General features: G+C 66.8%; 10 protein-coding genes. 5 read left to right on the forward strand and 5 right to left on the reverse strand.

Annotation, left to right across the window (positions count from 1 at the left end; all coding sequences use genetic code 11):
- Window position 1: 1 nt before the first annotated feature.
- Window positions 2-1,930 (reverse strand): acetate--CoA ligase, encoded by a 1,929-nt coding sequence (acs, locus tag AC5JBD_RS08715; protein WP_495721403.1) that lies wholly within the window; start codon window positions 1,928-1,930, stop codon window positions 2-4.
- Between the two features lie 348 nt (window positions 1,931-2,278).
- On the opposite strand from acs, the gene cphA reads away from it, so the two are divergent.
- Window positions 2,279-5,062, forward strand: a complete 2,784-nt coding sequence (gene cphA / locus AC5JBD_RS08720; RefSeq protein ID WP_495721404.1) for a cyanophycin synthetase — start codon at window positions 2,279-2,281, stop codon at window positions 5,060-5,062.
- Between the two features lies 1 nt (window position 5,063).
- Window positions 5,064-5,882 (forward strand): cyanophycinase, encoded by an 819-nt coding sequence (locus AC5JBD_RS08725; protein WP_495721405.1) that lies wholly within the window; start codon window positions 5,064-5,066, stop codon window positions 5,880-5,882.
- Window positions 5,883-5,923: 41 nt separating this feature from the next.
- Here the strand turns inward: AC5JBD_RS08725 and AC5JBD_RS08730 are convergent, their stop codons facing one another.
- The gene (locus AC5JBD_RS08730; protein WP_495721406.1) at window positions 5,924-7,963 is read right to left on the reverse strand and encodes a S9 family peptidase; all 2,040 of its coding nucleotides are present in this window, start codon (window positions 7,961-7,963) and stop codon (window positions 5,924-5,926) included.
- Between the two features lie 135 nt (window positions 7,964-8,098).
- Here AC5JBD_RS08730 and dacB point away from each other — a divergent pair, with 135 nt between their 5' ends.
- On the forward strand, window positions 8,099-9,559 hold the full coding sequence (gene dacB / locus AC5JBD_RS08735) for a D-alanyl-D-alanine carboxypeptidase/D-alanyl-D-alanine endopeptidase (protein WP_495721407.1): 1,461 nt from the start codon (window positions 8,099-8,101) through the stop codon (window positions 9,557-9,559).
- Here the strand turns inward: dacB and AC5JBD_RS08740 are convergent.
- Together AC5JBD_RS08740 and AC5JBD_RS08745 are read right to left on the reverse strand one after the other, a co-directional pair.
- Entirely contained in the window at window positions 9,556-10,560 is a 1,005-nt protein-coding gene (locus AC5JBD_RS08740; protein ID WP_495721408.1) for a serine hydrolase domain-containing protein, read from the reverse strand. The two genes, dacB and AC5JBD_RS08740, sit on opposite strands and share 4 nt — an antisense overlap.
- Window positions 10,557-12,089: an MFS transporter gene (locus tag AC5JBD_RS08745; protein ID WP_495721409.1), complete on the reverse strand. Its 1,533-nt coding sequence runs from the start codon at window positions 12,087-12,089 to the stop codon at window positions 10,557-10,559. Before AC5JBD_RS08745 ends, AC5JBD_RS08740 begins: the two co-directional genes overlap by 4 nt.
- A 273-nt stretch (window positions 12,090-12,362) precedes the next feature.
- On the opposite strand from AC5JBD_RS08745, the gene AC5JBD_RS08750 reads away from it, so the two are divergent.
- Window positions 12,363-15,365 carry a TonB-dependent receptor domain-containing protein gene (locus tag AC5JBD_RS08750; RefSeq protein ID WP_495721410.1) on the forward strand — a complete coding sequence of 1,001 codons (3,003 nt, stop codon included), beginning with the start codon at window positions 12,363-12,365 and terminating at the stop codon, window positions 15,363-15,365.
- 95 nt (window positions 15,366-15,460) lie between these two features.
- The gene (gene lysA / locus AC5JBD_RS08755) at window positions 15,461-16,735 is read left to right on the forward strand and encodes a diaminopimelate decarboxylase (RefSeq protein WP_495721411.1); all 1,275 of its coding nucleotides are present in this window, start codon (window positions 15,461-15,463) and stop codon (window positions 16,733-16,735) included.
- A 13-nt stretch (window positions 16,736-16,748) separates the two neighbouring features.
- On the opposite strand, the gene AC5JBD_RS08760 is transcribed toward lysA, so the two are convergent.
- Window positions 16,749-17,207, reverse strand: coding sequence for a YbaK/EbsC family protein (locus AC5JBD_RS08760; protein ID WP_495721412.1), 459 nt, complete (start codon window positions 17,205-17,207; stop codon window positions 16,749-16,751).
- Window positions 17,208-17,209: the final 2 nt, after the last annotated feature.

Here is a 17,209-nt window from a genome sequence, read left to right on the forward strand (position 1 = left end):
TTTAGCGGTTCCGCCGTCCGTCGATCAGGCTGTCGACCAGCGACGGATCGGCGAGGGTCGAAGTGTCGCCCAGACTTCCGAACTCGTTCTCCGCGATCTTGCGGAGGATGCGGCGCATGATCTTGCCTGACCGCGTCTTGGGGAGGGCGGGGGTGAAGTGGAGGTGGTCGGGCGTGGCGATCGGGCCGATCTCCTTGCGCACATGCTGGCGCAGCTCCGCCTCGAGTTCGGGACCGTCTTTCTCGCCGGCGATCAAGGTCACGTAGCAGTAGATGCCCTGGCCTTTGATGTCGTGCGGATAGCCGACCACCGCGGCTTCCGCCACGGAGCGGTGCGCGACCAGGGCGCTCTCCACCTCCGCAGTCCCGAGGCGGTGGCCGGAGACGTTGATCACGTCATCGACCCGACCGGTGATCCAGTAATAGTCATCCTCGTCGCGGCGGCAGCCGTCGCCGGTGAAGTATTTGCCTTTGTAGGTCGAGAAATAGGTCTGCACGAAGCGGTCGTGATCGCCGTAGACGGTGCGCATCTGCCCCGGCCAGGAGCGGGCGATGCAGAGATTGCCTGAGGCGGCGCCTTCCAGAACCTGGCCGTCGGCGTCGACGAGCTGCGGCTCGATGCCGAAGAAAGACACGCCCGCCGATCCGGGCTTCGCGTCTTGCGCGCCGGGGAGGGTGGTAATCATGATGCCGCCGGTCTCCGTCTGCCACCAGGTGTCGACGATCGGGCAGCGGGAGTCGCCGACCGTTTCGTAATACCAGCGCCAGGCCTCCGGATTGATCGGCTCACCGACGGTGCCGAGGAGGCGCAGCGACGAGCGGCTGAACCGCTTCACCGGCGCTTCGCCCTCGCGCATCAGCGCCCGGATCGCGGTCGGGGCGGTGTAGAAGATGTTGACCTGGTGCCGGTCGATCACGTCCCAGAAGCGGCCGAAATCCGGGTAGTTCGGGACCCCCTCGAACATCAGGCTCGTCGCGCCGTTCGAGAGCGGGCCGTAGACGATGTAGGAATGGCCGGTGACCCAGCCGACATCGGCCGTGCACCAGAAGATCTCGCCCGGCTTGTAGTCGAACACAGCGTCGAACGTCAGGTTCGTCCAGACGGCATAGCCGCCGGTGGTGTGAAGCACGCCCTTTGGCTTTCCGGTCGAACCGGACGTGTAGAGGATGAACAGCGGATCCTCGGCCTTCATCGGCTCGGCCGGGCAGTCGGCATCAACGTCGGCTGCCGCCTCATGGTACCAGATGTCGCGGCCGGGGCTCATCTCGATCGGGCTGCCGCGATGCCGGATCACCAGCACCGTCTCGACATCGGCGCCCTTGGCGAGCGCTTCGTCGACATTGGCCTTCAGGGGAACATGCTTGCCGCCGCGAACGCCGGAATCGGCGGTGATCACGAACCGGCTGCCGCAATCTTCGATGCGCCCATGCAGGGCTTCCGGCGAGAAGCCGCCGAACACGACGGAATGGACCGCACCGATCCGGGCGCAGGCGAGCATCGCCACCGCCGCTTCGAGGATCATCGGCAGGTAGATGGTCACGCGGTCGCCCTTGCGGACGCCGAGCGCCTTCATCGCATTGGCCATCCGGCAGACTTCGGCGTGCAGCTCCGCATAGGTGAGGCGGCGCGTCTCGCCCGGCTCGTCCGCTTCCCAGATCAACGCGGTCTCGTCGCCGCGGGTGGGCAGGTGCCGGTCGACGCAATTGTGGCAGAGGTTGAGGACGCCGTCCTCGAACCATCGGATATCCACCGGATCGAAGGACCAGTTGGCGATCTTCGCGGGTTCCCTGAACCAGTCGATCCGCTTCGCCTGTTCCGCCCAGAAGCCCTCCGGATCGTCGAGCGAGCGGCGGTAGAGCGTCCGATAATCCTCGGCCGAAAAATGAGCGTTGCGCACCGCCTCGGGCGGCGGGGGATACCGGTCGATCATGCTGCTTCTGCCGTGCTGCTGTTGTTCAAGATCTCCCGATGGCTGTTCGGGATGCGCTCAGTCGTCGGCGCCGTGCATCCGCCAAGGCCGAGAGCGCCCAGCGACACGGCGAATTGGCGGCGAGTCCAGACCTGCGTCACGTCACGACATCTGAAGCCGTTTGATGTCCCTGTCGAGTGCTGCCGGGCCGGAGGCACCGTTCGCGTCCCGGCTTGATGCCGATCAGCTTCTTCTTCCGGAACTTGGCGCTGAAATCGAGCATTTAGCCGTAACGATCTCCGGCTGCCCTGCGCCTGTCCTGGCTTTTCTCTCCGCTTCCAGGGCCGCCGACCGAAAAGGAACTCCTCGATGCTGTTTGGCAGCAAGACCGATGAAGGCACGCGGCTCCTCACCCAGCCGATGCAGGTGCTGGAAAAGGGCGTCTATCGCGGGCCCCATTATTACAGCCACACGCCGATGGTCCGCATCATGCTGGACCTCGGTCGTATGGAGGACTGGCCGTCGGACCGCATCCCGGGCTTTGCCGACGCATTGATCGAGGTGCTGCCGGGGCTCGACCGGCACGGCTGCTCCTACAAGAAGAGGGGCGGCTTCATCCGCCGGCTTCGGGAAGGAACCTGGATCGGGCATGTCGCGGAGCATGTCGCGCTGGAGCTCCAGACGCTAGCCGGTCATCGGGCGACGCGTGGCAAGACGCGGAGCGTGAAGGGCAAGCCGGGCGTCTACAATATCATGTTCGCCTATCGCGAGGACGAGGTCGGGCTGCTGGCTGGACGGATCGCGCTCGAACTGGTGAATTCGCTGCTCCCGCCGGACCTTCAGGGAATCAACGGGCTCGATCGGATCGCGGCGGCGCGCGGCGAGTTCGACTTCGAACGGCGCATGGACGCGCTGAAGCTGCTGGTGCGCCGCACCTCCTATGGACCGACCACCCAGTCGCTAATCAACGAGGCGAAGCGGCGCGGCATCCCGGTGATGCGGCTCGGGGAGGGGAGCCTCGTCCAGCTAGGCCATGGCAAATATCAGCAGCGTATCCGCGCCAGCATCAGCGGGACCACCTCGCAGCTCGCGGTCGACGCTGCAGGCAACAAGAATTTCACCAAGCAGCTGCTCGGCGACAACGGCATTCCGGTGCCGCGGGGAGTCGTCGTGCGGCATGTGGAGGATGCGGTGAAGGAGGCGCGCCGACTGCGCTATCCGCTCGTTACCAAGCCGCTCGACGGCAATCACGGCCGCGGCGTCACAATCGGCATCACCGACGAGGAGGGGCTGCGCTTCGGCTTCGAGGAGGCGCAGCGCGAAGCCAAGGGCGGCCGCAGCGTCATCGTCGAGGAGTTTTTCGAGGGCAACGATCACCGCATCCTGGTGATCAACGGCAAGCTCGTCGCGGTTGCGGAACGCGTGCCGGCGCATGTCGTCGGCGACGGGGTGCATAATATCGCCCAGCTCATCGAGGAGACGAACAAGGACCCGCGCCGCGGCGAGGGGCACGAGAATGTCATGACCCGCATCAAGGTCGATGCGCATGTCACCGAGTATCTCGCGCGCTTCGGGTTCACCACGGACAGCGTCCCGGAGCCGGGGCGGATCGTCTATCTGCGCGCGACAGCGAACCTCTCGACCGGCGGCACCGCCGTCGACCGCACCAACCAAATCCATTTCGACAATGCCGAGATCGCCCGCCGCGCCGCGATGATCATCGGCCTCGATATCGCCGGCATCGACTTCATGGCGCCGGACATCTCAAAGTCGGTCCGGGAGACGGGCGGCGGCATCATCGAGGTCAATGCGGCGCCGGGCTTCCGCATGCACATCGACCCGTCCGAGGGCGCGCCGCGGGACGTCGCCCGGCCCGTGATCGAGATGCTGTTCCCGCCCGGCGCCCGGTCGCGCGTGCCGATCATCGCCATCACCGGCACCAACGGCAAGTCGACCACCGGCCGGATGGTAAAGCACGTGCTGCGGCATACCGGCTGCACTGTCGGCCTCACCTCGACCAGCGGGGTCTATGTCAACGACATGCTGATCGCCGAGGGCGACGCCACCGGTCCGCGCAGCGCGCGGATGGTGCTGCGCGATCCGAGCGTGGAGGTGGCTGTGCTGGAGACCGCCCGGGGCGGGCTGCTGCGGGAGGGACTTGCCTTCGAGCAGGCCGACATCGGCACCGTCCTCAACGTCGCACCCGATCATCTCGGCCTGAAGGGCATCGAGACGGTCGAGGACCTTGCCGAGGTCAAGTCGCTGATCATCGAGACCGTGCGGCGCGACGGAACGTCGGTGCTCAATGCCGACGACCCGCTGACGGTGAAGATGGCGCGCCGGGCGCGCGGGCGCGTCGTCTGGTTCTCGATGAAGGGCGGCGCCGACATGCCGGTCTTCCTGCGTCATCATATCGAGGATGGCGGCATGGCCGTGATCCGCGAGCCGGGCGAGGAGGGCGGCGTCATCGTCCATTATGATCGCGGCCTGCGCGAAGTGGTGATGAAGGCGGGCGACATCCCCGCGACGTTGCATGGGATGGCCGGCTTCAACATCGCCAACGCGCTCGCCACCGTGGCGATCTGCATCGCCCATCGCGTGCCGATCCTCACCATCCGCAGCGCGCTGACTTCCTTCCAGTCGTCGTTCGAGCAGAATCCCGGCCGCCTCAACGTTCACGACGATGCATGCGGCTTCAGGGTCATCGTCGATTATGCCCACAATGCCGCGGGCCTGGAGGCGCTGGGCGAGGTGGTGAACGGCCTGCGCCACCGCTATCGGCGGAGCATGGCGGTGCTCTCCATCCCGGGCGACCGGCGCGACGAGGACATAATCGGCCTCGGGCGCATCGCCGGTGCGATCTTCGACGAGCTTTATTTCCGCGAGGACCCCGGCAACCGCGGCCGCCCCCGCGGCGAGGTGCTGAAGCTGCTCGAGCGCGGTGCGATCGAAGGCGGCGCCTCGGCCGAGCGCATCCACCTCATCGCCGGCGAGGCGGCGGCGACGGCGGCCGCTTTGATGGCGGCGAAAGCGGGAGACCTGGTGATCATCACCCCGACCGACGTGACCGGCACCTGGCAGCAGGTCACCACCTTCAAGAAGGTGGAATCCGCGACCAGCGATCGTCCCAGCCATCTGATCGCGGCCGAATAGGATGGCCGAGCAGGGCAAACCGGGCACTCTCGTCATCATCGGCGGGCACGAGGATCGCGACCCGAAGAGCGATCGCAAGATCCTGCGCGAGGTGGCGCGGCGGTTGAGGGGCGGCAAGCTCGTCCTCGCCACCGTCGCCAGCCACCATCCGGAAGGCTATTTCGACGACTATGAGAAGGCCTTTGCCGATCTCGAGATCGGCGACCTGGTGGAGCTCTATGTCGAAGACCGCAGCCAGGCGGGCGACCGCGCGAAGCTGGAAACAATCGACGATGCGGCTGGCATCTTCTTCTCGGGCGGCGACCAGCTCCGCATCACCAGCCAGATCGGCGACACCGGCATCGAGGCCAAGGTGCGGGCCCTCTATGAGCGCGGCGGCCTCATTGCCGGCACCTCGGCGGGAGCTGCGGCGATGAGCGACACGATGCTGGTCAAGGGCACCAGCAGCGAGACCCATCGCATCGGCGACCTCCACATGGCGCCTGGCCTGGGCCTCATCCGCGACGTCATCATCGACCAGCATTTCGCCGAGCGCGGGCGCTTCGGCCGCCTGCTCGGCGCCGTCGCGCACAATCCGCGCGTCCTCGGCATCGGCATCGACGAGGATACCGCTGCTATCGTGGAAGGCGACGAGTTCCAGGTGATCGGCAGCGGCGCCGTCTATGTCGTCGACGGCGAGGGCGTCACCCACTCCAACCTCGCCGAAGCGCGGCCGGAGCGGGTGCTCTCAATGCACGACGTGCGCGTCCACGTGCTCGGCACGGGCGACCGCTTCGATCTGAAGAAGCGGCGGCCGACGCCGCATCGGGACATCGGCTGACCACTTCGCCTCCTACCGGTTTGGGAGAGGTTGAGGAGGGCTCATCCCAGCGGGCGCTTGAGCGTCTCGTCTAGGAAGGCTTCGGTGGCGCGGAAGCTGGTGAGCCAGCTTTGGTGGCGGAAGAAGGTGTGGCGCTCGTTGGGCAGGACGAGGTCTCGATAGGGGATGCGCCGCGCCGCCAGCTCGCGGGCGAGCAGCAGCGACTGGGAGAAGTCGACGTTTCGGTCGTCGTCGCCATGGATCAGCAGGACCGGTGAACGCCAGCCGTCGATCGCCGCGAGCGGTGACGATGTCCATTGCAGCTGCCGCGCCTTCTCTTGAGCTTCGGGAGAGAGCGTGTTCGGCAGCGGCCGGAGCATGCTGTGGACACCGTGGAAGTCCACTCCGGACGCGAACAGATCGCTGTCACGCGCCAGTCCGAGCGCCGCCAGATAGCCGCCCCAGCTGCCGCCCCAGATGCCGATGCGCGATGCGTCCACGTCCGGCCGGCTCTCCAGCCAGCGCCCGGCGGCGAGGATGTCGCGATATTCCGACGCGCCCTCGCGGCCCGTCTCCGGCGCTTCGCGGAACGCCTGCCCGTAGCCGGTGCCGCCGCGATAGTTCACCGACAGCACGTGATAGCCCTTGGACGCCAGGTGCTGGTTCATGATGTAGGCGCGCGAATAATAGCCTGACGGGTGGAAGCCGAGCAGCATCTGCCGGCGAGGGCCGCCATGGACGTAGACCAAAGCCGGGCATTTCCGGCAGCCGCGGGCGCGGAAGAACTGGCCGCGCACTTCCAGTCCGTCCGCCGCGCGGAAGCTGACGGGTTCGGGCGCGACGAAGCTCGGCGCCTCGGCCGCATTGCCAAGCGGCGTCAGACGCGGCCCGACCAAGGCGGGATAAGCAGGCCGCTTCGCGTCGGTGGCGAGCACCGCGATGGCATCGCCCGCGATCGCCGGATGGGATTCGATGCCGTCACCGCCGCTCAGCCGCTGCGCGGCGCCGCCGCGCAGCGGCCGGCGCCAGATGCGGCGGCGGTCGATCTCGTCGGCATTGGCGGCATAGATGAGCGAGCGTCCGTCACGGCCGAGGATGAAGTTCTCAACCTCGAACTTGCCCGACGTGAGGGCCCGCGGCTCGCCCTCGCTGCGCGGATCCAGTGCATAGATGTGAAGCCAGCCGGTCCGCTCCCACGGAAAAACCAGCAGGCCCTCTTCGCTCCAGAAGAGATTGCGGCTCCGCGTGCCGTGAAACCGGCCGCCCGCACCGCCCGGCGCCGCCCAGGCGGTGCGCGCGTTGCCGGTTTCTGCGTCGACCACTCGTATCGACCAATAGGGACCGCTGTCGGGAGCGGCGCCGGCAGGCGGGCCGACGAAGCGGATGAACGCCACCTGCCGCCCGTCCGGCGAGAAAGCCGGGTCGACCGACTGGCCGAGCCCCGGATCGAGATAGGTGAGGCGCGCCTTGGCGAGCTCCAGCAATGCAACGAAGCCGTGCTCGCCGCGATCCTCCGCGACCAGCAGCCGCTCGCCCTCAGGAGACCAGATGAGGCGGGACACTCGGCCCGCCAGCTGCGCCACCTTCTTCGCCTCTGCGCCGGGCGCCCACAGCCAAAGCTCGCCTCGTCTGGCGAAGGCGACGCGGTCGCCCGAGAAGCTCGGCGAATGGCCCTCGCCGATCAGCACCGCTTCGCCGCCGGCGGCCGGCATCACGAACACCTGCTGGCGCGGAGCGAAAGGGGCGGGGCCGGGGTTCGGCATATCGCCTTCGTTCGGGATCTCTTCGTCGCCGCCGCGAACGAAGGCCAAGGTCGAGCCGTCGCGGCTCAGCACGAGATCTGAGATCATCTGACCGTCATCGCCAGCGAAGCTAGTGAGCTGCCGCGCCGTCCGGCCCGGGCCGCCGACCCAGATGTTGCGGGCACCTGCCGCATTCTCGACCCAGGCGAAGACCGCCGCGTCGCGTGCGCCGGCAAGCGCGCTCGCATGCGGCAGCGCCAGCGCCTCCTCCAGCCGGTCGGGTGCGGCGGCGAGCGCGGGCGGCGCCGATGCCAGAACCAGGAAGCCAAGCCACAGTCGAACCAGAGCACGCAACGTCATCGCCCTCTATTGAAGGCGGCGTACGCGCCCGACAAGCATGGGGGGCGGCAACATGCGTTCGAGTTATAGTCGCGCCAAAGCTTTGAATGAGAGCGGCGGCATTGCTCCGCCGGTCTTTGGCTCTACGGTTCGCCCATGGAACGAGTTCGACATGCATTGCAGGCCGGCCTGCTGTTCATCGCGGTCGCGGCCGCTTCTCCAGCCTCGGCGAAAGAGCCGCTCCAGCAGCGGGTCGAGGCGAAGCTGGCGGAAGCAGGGCCGGGGACGCGCTTCGGCCTGGTGGTGGCGACCGCGGACGGCCGTGAGCTGATCGCGATCAACCCGGACAACCGGTTCATACCTGCGTCCAACACCAAGATGTTCTCCACCGCCGCCGCCTTCGCGACGCTCACCGGCGTGGATCAGCCAGACAATGCTGGCGGCGCCGCCGTCCGGCTGGAAGACGGGCGTGTCCCCGACGTCATCCTGAAAGGCTATGGCGACGCTCGCCTTTCCAGCGCTGCCGATTGCCTGACGAATTGCCTGACCGCGCTCGCCGACGCAGTGGCGGCACGGACGAAGGCAGTGGACGATGTGGTCGGCGACGCCAGCCTCTTTCCCGACGAGCGCTGGAGTTCGGGCATGAGCTGGAACAATATTCCGAGCCGCTCAGGCACCGCGATCTCGGCCCTGACGCTGGACGACAACGAGCTGCATATCCGCGTCCTGCCCGGCGCCGTCGGCGCGCCGCCGCGGGTGGAGCTGCAGCCTTATTACGAGATCGACAACCGGGCGGTGACGGTTGTGACCGGCGAGACCGAGCTCAGCTACGATCGCTTTCCGGGCAGCCATCTCGTCCGCCTCACCGGCACGATCCTCGCCACCGACGAGCCCGAGCTGCTTCGCCTCGGCATCGATGATCCCGCCCATTTCGCCGCCTGGCGCCTCAAGACTTTGCTGGAGGCGCGCGGCGTGAAGGTCGGCGGGAAGGTCGAAAGCCGCTATCGCCGGGCCGGGCCGATCGACGACCCTGAGCAGCGCAAGGGTGCGCCGCCGCCGCGGCCGCCGGAGCCGACGCACCTCGCCAGGCTGTCGCCGCCGCCGCTTGCCGAGGACCTCAAGCACATCAACAAGGTCAGCCAGAATCTTCATGCCGAGCTGGTCCTGCGCCGTGTCGGCCTCCGCGACGGCACCGGCTCCATCGCCGACGGGGTCGAAGCCGTCGAAGACATGATGGAGCAGGCCGGGGTCCCGCGCACCGGCTGGGACCTGTCCGACGGCTCGGGCATGTCCACGTACAATCGTCTCGCTCCGCGCGCGGTCGCTACTTTTTTGCGGTGGGTCTCGGCGCAGCCGTGGGGCGCCGCCTATCGCGACACCCTGCCGATCGCAAGTGTCGACGGCACCCTCACCAATCGCTTCCGCGGCACGACGCTCGAGCGGCGCCTGTTCGCTAAAACTGGCAGCTTGAACGCCACCAATGCCTTGTCCGGCTACATGACCGCGAAGAGCGGGCAGACGCTGATCTTCTCGGCCTTTGCCAACGATGTCCCTCCCGATGTTCGCGCCACCACGGCGATGGATGCCGCGCTGGAGCTGATCGCGTCGGAGAATTAGGCGGCGTCCCAAGCCCCCACCACCGCCTCGCCGGTGGCGCGGCGGAGCGGGGCGATGCCGGTCTCGCGGTGACGTGTCGGGTGGACGCGGTTGGTGAGCAGGGTCCAGGCGAGGCCGCGGTCGAAATCGACCCAGAGGCCGGTGCCGACGAAGCCGGTATGGCCGATCGTCTCGGCCGAACAGGCATTGCCGCCGTGCCAGCCGTCGAACCTCTTCTCCCACCCGCAGGTGCGGTGTTCGTAGACCGGGGTGCGGATCTCGTTCAGCAGGGCCGGCGAGGCGCGGCTTCCGTCGAGCAGCCCAAGCGCATAGTCGAGCACACCGGCCACCGTCCCGAACAGCCCGGCATGTCCGGGTGCGCCGCCCAGCGCGGAGGCATTTTCATCATGCACCTCGCCCTTCATCACGCGCCCGCGCCAGCTGCACGCTTCGGTCGCTACCGCCGGTCCGGGCGGAGGCCCATAGGTGAGGCCGGGGCCGAGCGGCCATTCCCTCAGCGATTTGCCGGTGATCCGCTCGATGGCGATGCCGAGCAGGATGTAGTTGATGTCCGAATAGACGGGTGGTCCCTTGCGCCATTCCCGCTGTAGCACGAAGGCGCGCAGCCGCGCCGGATCGTCGCCATAGGTGTAGATCGGCTCCACCGCTGGCAGGAAGGTGCGGTGGGCGAGGCAGTCACGGAAGGTGAGCTTGCGCTCCTCCGCGCCGGCGACGTCATATTGGCGAAGGTCAGGGATCGCGTCGGTGAGCGGCCGGTCGAGGTCCAGCCGCCCTTCCTCAGCGAGGGTCAGGATCATATGCGTGGTCGCGATCACCTTCGACACGGAGGCGAGATCGAACCAATGCGCCTCCGTCAGTGGCTCCGGCTCGGGCACCAGAGCGGCCATGCCGGCGAACCGCACCGCGCGGCGCCCATCCGCGGCGACGATGCCGAGTGTGGCGCCGGGAATGCGGCCGCTCTCGACTGCCTCCTTGGCGGGCGCGAAAGCCGCGTCGATCATGAAGCAGGCTCGTCCGACGGCCGCGGCCGCGCGCGGCCGATGATCGGCAGGAAAAGGATCGCCGCCAAGCTCAGCACGCCCGACAGGATGAAGAAGACGTCGAACCCATTGTAGCCGGCGCGGTCGAGGCTCTCCACGATCGCCCCGCCAGCGCCCGACAGCAGCCGCGAGAGCATGAAGGCGAAGGCGGAGAGGAAGGCATATTGCGCGCCGGCGTAGCGCGGGTTCACCAGCATCGACAGATAGACGACGAAGATCGTGCCGGCCATGCCGTTGCCGAATTGGTCCGCAGCGGTGGCGACGTAGAGCAGGGTCTCGTCGACCGGCTGATGCGCCAGCCAGACGAACGCGAAATTGCCGATCGCGGCGAAGATCGCGCCGATCGTGAGCGTGAGCGGCATCGACCATCTCGCCGCCATCCAGCCGCCGAGGCCGACCCCGGTGATGCTGGCGATCAGCGCGACATAGGAATCGGCGCGGCCGATTTCGGTGAGCGTATAGCCCAGCTCCTTGATCATCGGCTTGGACAGGTTGAGCGCCAGCACGTCCCCCATGCGGTAGATCGAGACGAAGGCCATGATCGCCAGCGCCAGGAAACCGTAGCGCCAGAAGAAGTCGACATAAGGCCCGATCGCCGCCGATCGCCGCCAGGGTGCGTCCGGACCGAGGTTGCGGATCTTCGGCAGCGCTGCCGCCATGACCAGGAACGGCACCATGCAGATCACCAGCACATAGGGCGTGACGTTGGTCTCGGCGCTGATGCCGATGCCGGAAGCGGCGCCGAGCAGCAGCCAGCCGACGACCGCCGTGACGACCGTTAAGGCGCCCAGGATCACGGCGGTCGCCACAAGCCCGGTAGCCAGAGCAGTGATGCGGCTGCCGTCATGGCCGGGGTCGCGGCGCATCGCGGCGAGGATCGGGAAGGGGATTATGGAGACGGCGGCGATGACGAGATAGGCCGCGGTCCAGCCCCAGCCCGGCTGGTCGGCGACGAGCAGGGCGCCGCTGCCGGCCGCGACCATCGCGGTGCGGTAGCCCCAGAGATTGGCAGCGGCGATCGGGCCCTGCTCCTCCTGCGTCGGCGCGAGCTCGATCCGCCAGGCGTCCGCCGCGACCTCCAAAGTCGTCGTCCAGAAGGCGAGCAGGACGGCAAATAGCGCGGTGATGCCGAGATTCTCGTCCGACGAGGTCAGCGCCATCGTCACCAGCGAGGTGAAGATGCCGAGCTGCGACAACATGATCCAGCCGCGCCTCTTGCCCCAGAAGCGGCCGAAGCCGGGCACCTCGAACCGATCGAGCATCGGCGCCCAAAGGAACTTGAAGGTCGGCAGCAATTGCACCCAGGCGAAGAAGCCGATCACGACCAGCCCCACCTCATGCGCCTGCAGCCTGAGCGAGAGAACGGTGGAGAACATGTAGAAGGGCAGGCCGGCCGAGAAGCCGAGCATGATGTAGAGCGCCTGTCGCCCCATGCCCTTCGGCACCACCTGCGCCGCTGCGGGCCTCTCGGCAGGTGCAACTGACGCCATTACCACGCGCTCCACATCATCGCCCGGAGGCTCGACCGCCGCGCGACGTTCGTCAACGCCTCGACTGTTGCGTTCGCGTCACATCCATGCGGCTTTCGTGCCCGACAATGGCCAGAGGTTATGCCTGCGCCAACAGAAACTATGGTGAGCCATGACATTCTTGTTACTTAATGCCGCTTGGCTGCCGCCTAGGGGGATTGAGTGATGATTGCTTCCATGTCGTCGAAAACTTTTCTGTTTTCGGGAGCGGCTTTCGCCGCGATCGCGCTGGGTATGGCCAGCCCTGCCCTGGCGCAAACCGCGCCGGTCGAGGAAGAGCCGTCGACGAGCGTCGCGGCTGACCCACTACCGGCCTCCGATGAGGACATTGTCGTCACAGGCACGCGCATCATCCGCGACGGTTTCCAGGCTACTACGCCGCTGACGGTGATGACCGAAGCGGACATCGAAAGCGGCTCTCCGACGAACAACATCGCCGACTTCGTCAACACCCTGCCGTCGCTTGCCGGCTCGACGCGTCCTTCCAACTCGCGCCTCAACATCTCGAGCGGGCAGGCGGGCATCAACGTGCTCAACCTGCGCAACCTCGATAACAACATTGCCGGGACTCGCACGCTCGTGCTGGTCAATGGCCGGCGGTCCGTGGCCTCGGCGATTACCGGGGTCGTCGACGTCAACACCATCCCCCAGGCGCTGATCTCCCGTGTCGATGTGGTGACCGGCGGCGCCTCCGCGGCCTATGGCTCCGACGCCGTCGCGGGCGTCGTCAACTTCATCCTCGACAACAAATATGAAGGGCTGAAGCTCGAGGCCGACTCCGGCATCACCAGCCGTGGCGACGGCTTCAACTATTCGTTCAACGCTGCGGGCGGATTGTCGTTCGCCGGCGGCCGCGGTCACATCCTCTTGAGCGGAGAGGTCGCCCATCGTGACGGCATCCTGCAGGTCGATCGCGGCTGGAACCAGATCGGGTTCCTCCGGTTCGAGAATCCGGCCTACCTCGCCAACCAGAATTCGGGCGCCCCGCAATATATTTTCGTGCGCGGCGCGGGTCCGACCAATTCCACTCCCGGCAGCATCATCACCAACTCCGCCGGCGGCACCGCGAACCGGCTGCGCGGCCTCTATTTCGGCCCGGGGGGGGTGGTGAACCAGTTCGTCTTTGGCGACCTGACATTCCCGGCGTTCAGCGGCAGCGCCGTGCCGCTGCGCACGCGGGGCGGCGACTGGCGAGTCAACGATTCGGGCCGCAATATCGGACTGGAGCCGCGGGATGACCGCTACGGCGTTTTCGGCCGCATCAGCTACGAGGTCACCGACAGCATCGAGCTGTTCGCCGAAGCTGCGTATAACCAGCAGGAAGTGTTGTTCAACGCCGGCCCGAACCTGCAGACCGGCATCGTGCTCAATGCCACCGGATGCACCCAGACGCCGGTGCCGATCACCTGCAACGCCTTTCTGCTCAACACGCTGGGCGCGGCTCAGCTGCAGGGCATCACCAGCGTGACCATCGCCACAACCTCGGCCGACCTGCCGTTCCGCGGAATCAACAACAAGCGCGAGGTGCAGCGCTACCTGATCGGCGCGGAGGGCGATTTCGAGGCGTTCGGCAAGACTGCGCGCTGGGACATTTATGGCCAATATGGCCGCGCCGAGCTGCGCGAACAGCTGCGCGACATCCAGAATATCGCGCGCATCAACGCCGCTCGGGACGCCGCCTTCGCCCCCGCCGGCAGCGGCTTTCCCACAGGCTCGATCCAGTGCCTGATCAACGTCGATGCCAACCCGAACAACAACGATCCGGCTTGCGTGCCGATCAACCGCCTCGGCCTCGGCGTCGCCAGCCAGGCGGCGATCGATTACGTGCTCGGCGACCCCCGTCGCGACCAGCTGCTTGAACAGACCGTGGTCGGGGCGAACTTCTCGGCCACGCCGTTCGCCACCTGGGCGGGCGATGTCAGCATCGCGGTGGGCGCGGAATATCGCAAGGAAGAGGTCAGCGGTTTCGTCCCCGACGAGTTCAAGCCGGTGCCGATCGTCGATGCCAACGGCAACGTCACCGGCGCTACCAATCGCTGGTCGGTTGGCAACTACCTGCCCAGCTTCGGATCGTACGACGTCAAGGAAGCCTATCTCGAAACGGTCGTTCCGCTCGGCTTCGGCCTCGAGTTCAACGGCGCGGTGCGTGCGACCGATTATTCGACCGCGGGCTATGTCACGACCTGGAAGGCAGGCCTGACCTGGCAGCCGATCGACGACATCCGCCTTCGCGTCACGCGCTCGCGTGACATTCGCGCGCCCAACCTGAACGATCTGTTCCAGGCCGGCACCGCGAACAGCGACTCCGTCAGCAATCCCGGCTTCATAGACGGCACCAGCCCGTCCTTTGTCCCGGCGGGTCAAAACCCGGTGGCCAGCTACAGCTATTCCGGCTTCGCAACGGGCAATTCCAATCTGGAGCCGGAAAAGTCTGACCAGTGGAACGTCGGCGCGGTATTCTCGCCGACCTTCCTGCCGGGCTTCAACCTGGCGGTCGACTATTTCGACATTGACGTGAACGCCGGGATCAGCACCTTCAGCGCACAGTCGATCGTCAATCTGTGCTTCCTGGGGGAGCAGGCGTTCTGCGACGCGATCAGCACCGATCCCGCGCGCACGCAGAATCCGGGCCAGCCCTATCTGATCATCCTGACGCAGCCGTTCAACGCCGCCAGCCAGGAAGTGCGCGGCGTCGACATCGATGCGTCGTACCGGCTGCCGATCGACCGGCTGTTCGGCGACGTCGATGGATCGTTCACCCTGCGCGGTCTCGCCACGCGCTATATCGACAATCTCTTCGACAGCGGCGTGCCCAGCACGGTCGTGCTCAACTCGGCGGGCGTGAACGGCAGCCAGATCACCACACCGAAATGGATCTACCGTTTCAGCGCATCATACGACACTGAGGATTTCGGCATCACCGCGATCGGACGCGGAGTCAGCTCCGGCAAATATGTCGCCAATGGTATCGAATGCCAGACGGACTGCCCGGTCTCAACCGTCAACGCGCCGACCTATGAGCGCAATCACGTCGAAGGGGCGTTCTACGTCGATCTCAACCTGACTTCGAAGTTCGACGCACTTGGTCGCGGCGACGGAGAGTTCTTCATCAACGTCACCAACGTGTTCGACTCCGATCCGATCAAGCTGCCCGAAACCGGTCTTGCGGCGAACAGCACCTACAGCGATCTGCTCGGCCGCGCTTTCCGGGTCGGCGTTCGGCTGAAGCTGAACTAAGGCTTGGACCCTCGCGAAGCCGCGGCCTTTCGAGGCCGCGGCTTTGCTCTTCCTGGCATTGCTCGATCGCGCGCTACGGTATCGGGAGCAAGTTGATGAGCCACTTTCCCCTGCGCCAGGGGGTCGTCCACTGCGAGGATGTGCCGCTGCCGCTGATCGCCGAGCGGGTCGGCACGCCGGTCTTCGTCTATTCGACCGCGGCGATGCGGCACCAGGCGCGGGTGCTGCGCGAGGCGCTGTCGCCGCTTGGCGATCCGCTGATCGCCTATGCGGTGAAGGCCAACCCCAATGCGGCCGTGCTGGCGACGCTCGCCGCGGAAGGGCTGGGCGCCGACGTCGTGTCCGGCGGCGAATACCGGCGCGCCCGGGCGGCTGGCATCGCCCCCGGCAAGATCGTCTTCTCTGGCGTCGGCAAGACCGAAGCGGAGATGCGTCTCGCCCTCGAAGGCGGGCTCTGCCAGTTCAATCTTGAATCGCTGCCGGAAGCCGAGATGCTCTCGGAAGTCGCGCTGTCGATGGGGCGGACGGCGCCGGTGGCCTTCCGCGTCAATCCCGACGTCGAGGCCGGCGGTCACGCCAAGATCACCACCGGGGCCGCGCACAACAAGTTCGGTATCCCCATCGGCGACGCCCCCGCCGCCTGCGCCCGGGTGCGCGATCTGGCCGGGCTCGAGCTCAGGGGCCTTGCCGTCCATATCGGCAGCCAGATCACCAGCCTCGCTCCACTGGAGACCGCGTTCGGCAAGGTCGGTGCGATGATCGCCCAGCTACGGGCGGAGGGCCACGACATCCGCACCGCCGATCTCGGCGGCGGCCTCGGCGTTCGCTACGATCCGTCAGCGCCGCTGCCGCCGAGCCCCGAGGATTATGGCGCGATGGTCGCCCGGGCGACCGCTGGCTGGAATGTGCGGCTGATCTTCGAGCCGGGCAGGCTGATCGTCGGTGATGCCGGCGTGCTCCTCACCGAAGTGATCCGTGTCAAATCAGGGCCAAAATATCCGTTTGTTATTCTCGACTCAGCGATGAACGACCTGATGCGGCCGACCCTCTACGACGCCTATCACGGCATTGATCCTGTCGCGCCCAAGGGCGAACGGATGGTCGCCGACGTCGTGGGTCCGGTCTGCGAGAGCGGCGACACCTTTGCCGTCGCGCGGCCCTTGGAGCGCGTCGAAGCGGGCGATCTGATGATCATCCGCACCGCCGGCGCTTACGCGGCGACCATGGGCAACACCTACAATTCGCGCCCGCTGACGCCGGAAGTCTTGATCAACGGAGACGACTGGGCCGTCATCCGGGAGCGCAAGGACGTCGACACCTTCATGCAAGACGAAAGCGTACCGGACTGGCTCGCCACCGCTCGCCTCTGACCGATCCTGCGGCTCAGCGGCAGACGTCGACCCAGCCGCTCGAGACCAAAGCCGCCAGCCGCTCCGGGGCCACTCGCACCGAGCTGTTGAGAGATCCGGCGGCTGGATAGACGATGTCGAACGCCAGCAGCGAGCGGTCGCAATAGACGGGCAGCGCCGTCGCCAGTCCGAACGGGCAGACGCCGCCGACGGCATGGCCGGTAACCGCCAGCGTCTCCTCGGCATCCAGCATGCGCGGCCGGCCGCCGAACTCGGCCTTGGTCTTGATATTGTCCAGTCGCGCATCGCCGCGGGTCACCAGCAGCACGACCGTGCCGTTGATTCGAAGCGCGAGCGTCTTGGCGATCCGCCCCGGCTCGACGCCGAGCGCTTCCGCCGCCTCGGCCACCGTGGCGGTGCTTTCGCTCGTCTCGATGATCGGCAGGTCCGGCGCATGCTCCGCCAGCCAGGCGCGGACGCTCTCCAGGCTCATGC

The organism is Allosphingosinicella sp., from assembly GCF_059502505.1.

Bases quoted from the DNA above. Each gene is read 5' to 3' on its own strand.
- AC5JBD_RS08730 (WP_495721406.1), bottom strand. From the start codon at position 7,963: ATGACGTTGCGTGCTCTGGTTCGACTGTGGCTTGGCTTCCTGGTTCTG.
- AC5JBD_RS08750 (WP_495721410.1), top strand. From the start codon at position 12,363: ATGGCCAGCCCTGCCCTGGCGCAAACCGCGCCGGTCGAGGAAGAGCCG.
- acs (WP_495721403.1), bottom strand. From the start codon at position 1,930: ATGATCGACCGGTATCCCCCGCCGCCCGAGGCGGTGCGCAACGCTCAT.
- AC5JBD_RS08760 (WP_495721412.1), bottom strand. From the start codon at position 17,207: ATGAGCCTGGAGAGCGTCCGCGCCTGGCTGGCGGAGCATGCGCCGGAC.
- AC5JBD_RS08745 (WP_495721409.1), bottom strand. From the start codon at position 12,089: ATGGCGTCAGTTGCACCTGCCGAGAGGCCCGCAGCGGCGCAGGTGGTG.
- AC5JBD_RS08725 (WP_495721405.1), top strand. From the start codon at position 5,064: ATGGCCGAGCAGGGCAAACCGGGCACTCTCGTCATCATCGGCGGGCAC.
- dacB (WP_495721407.1), top strand. From the start codon at position 8,099: ATGGAACGAGTTCGACATGCATTGCAGGCCGGCCTGCTGTTCATCGCG.
- AC5JBD_RS08740 (WP_495721408.1), bottom strand. From the start codon at position 10,560: ATGATCGACGCGGCTTTCGCGCCCGCCAAGGAGGCAGTCGAGAGCGGC.
- cphA (WP_495721404.1), top strand. From the start codon at position 2,279: ATGCTGTTTGGCAGCAAGACCGATGAAGGCACGCGGCTCCTCACCCAG.
- lysA (WP_495721411.1), top strand. From the start codon at position 15,461: ATGAGCCACTTTCCCCTGCGCCAGGGGGTCGTCCACTGCGAGGATGTG.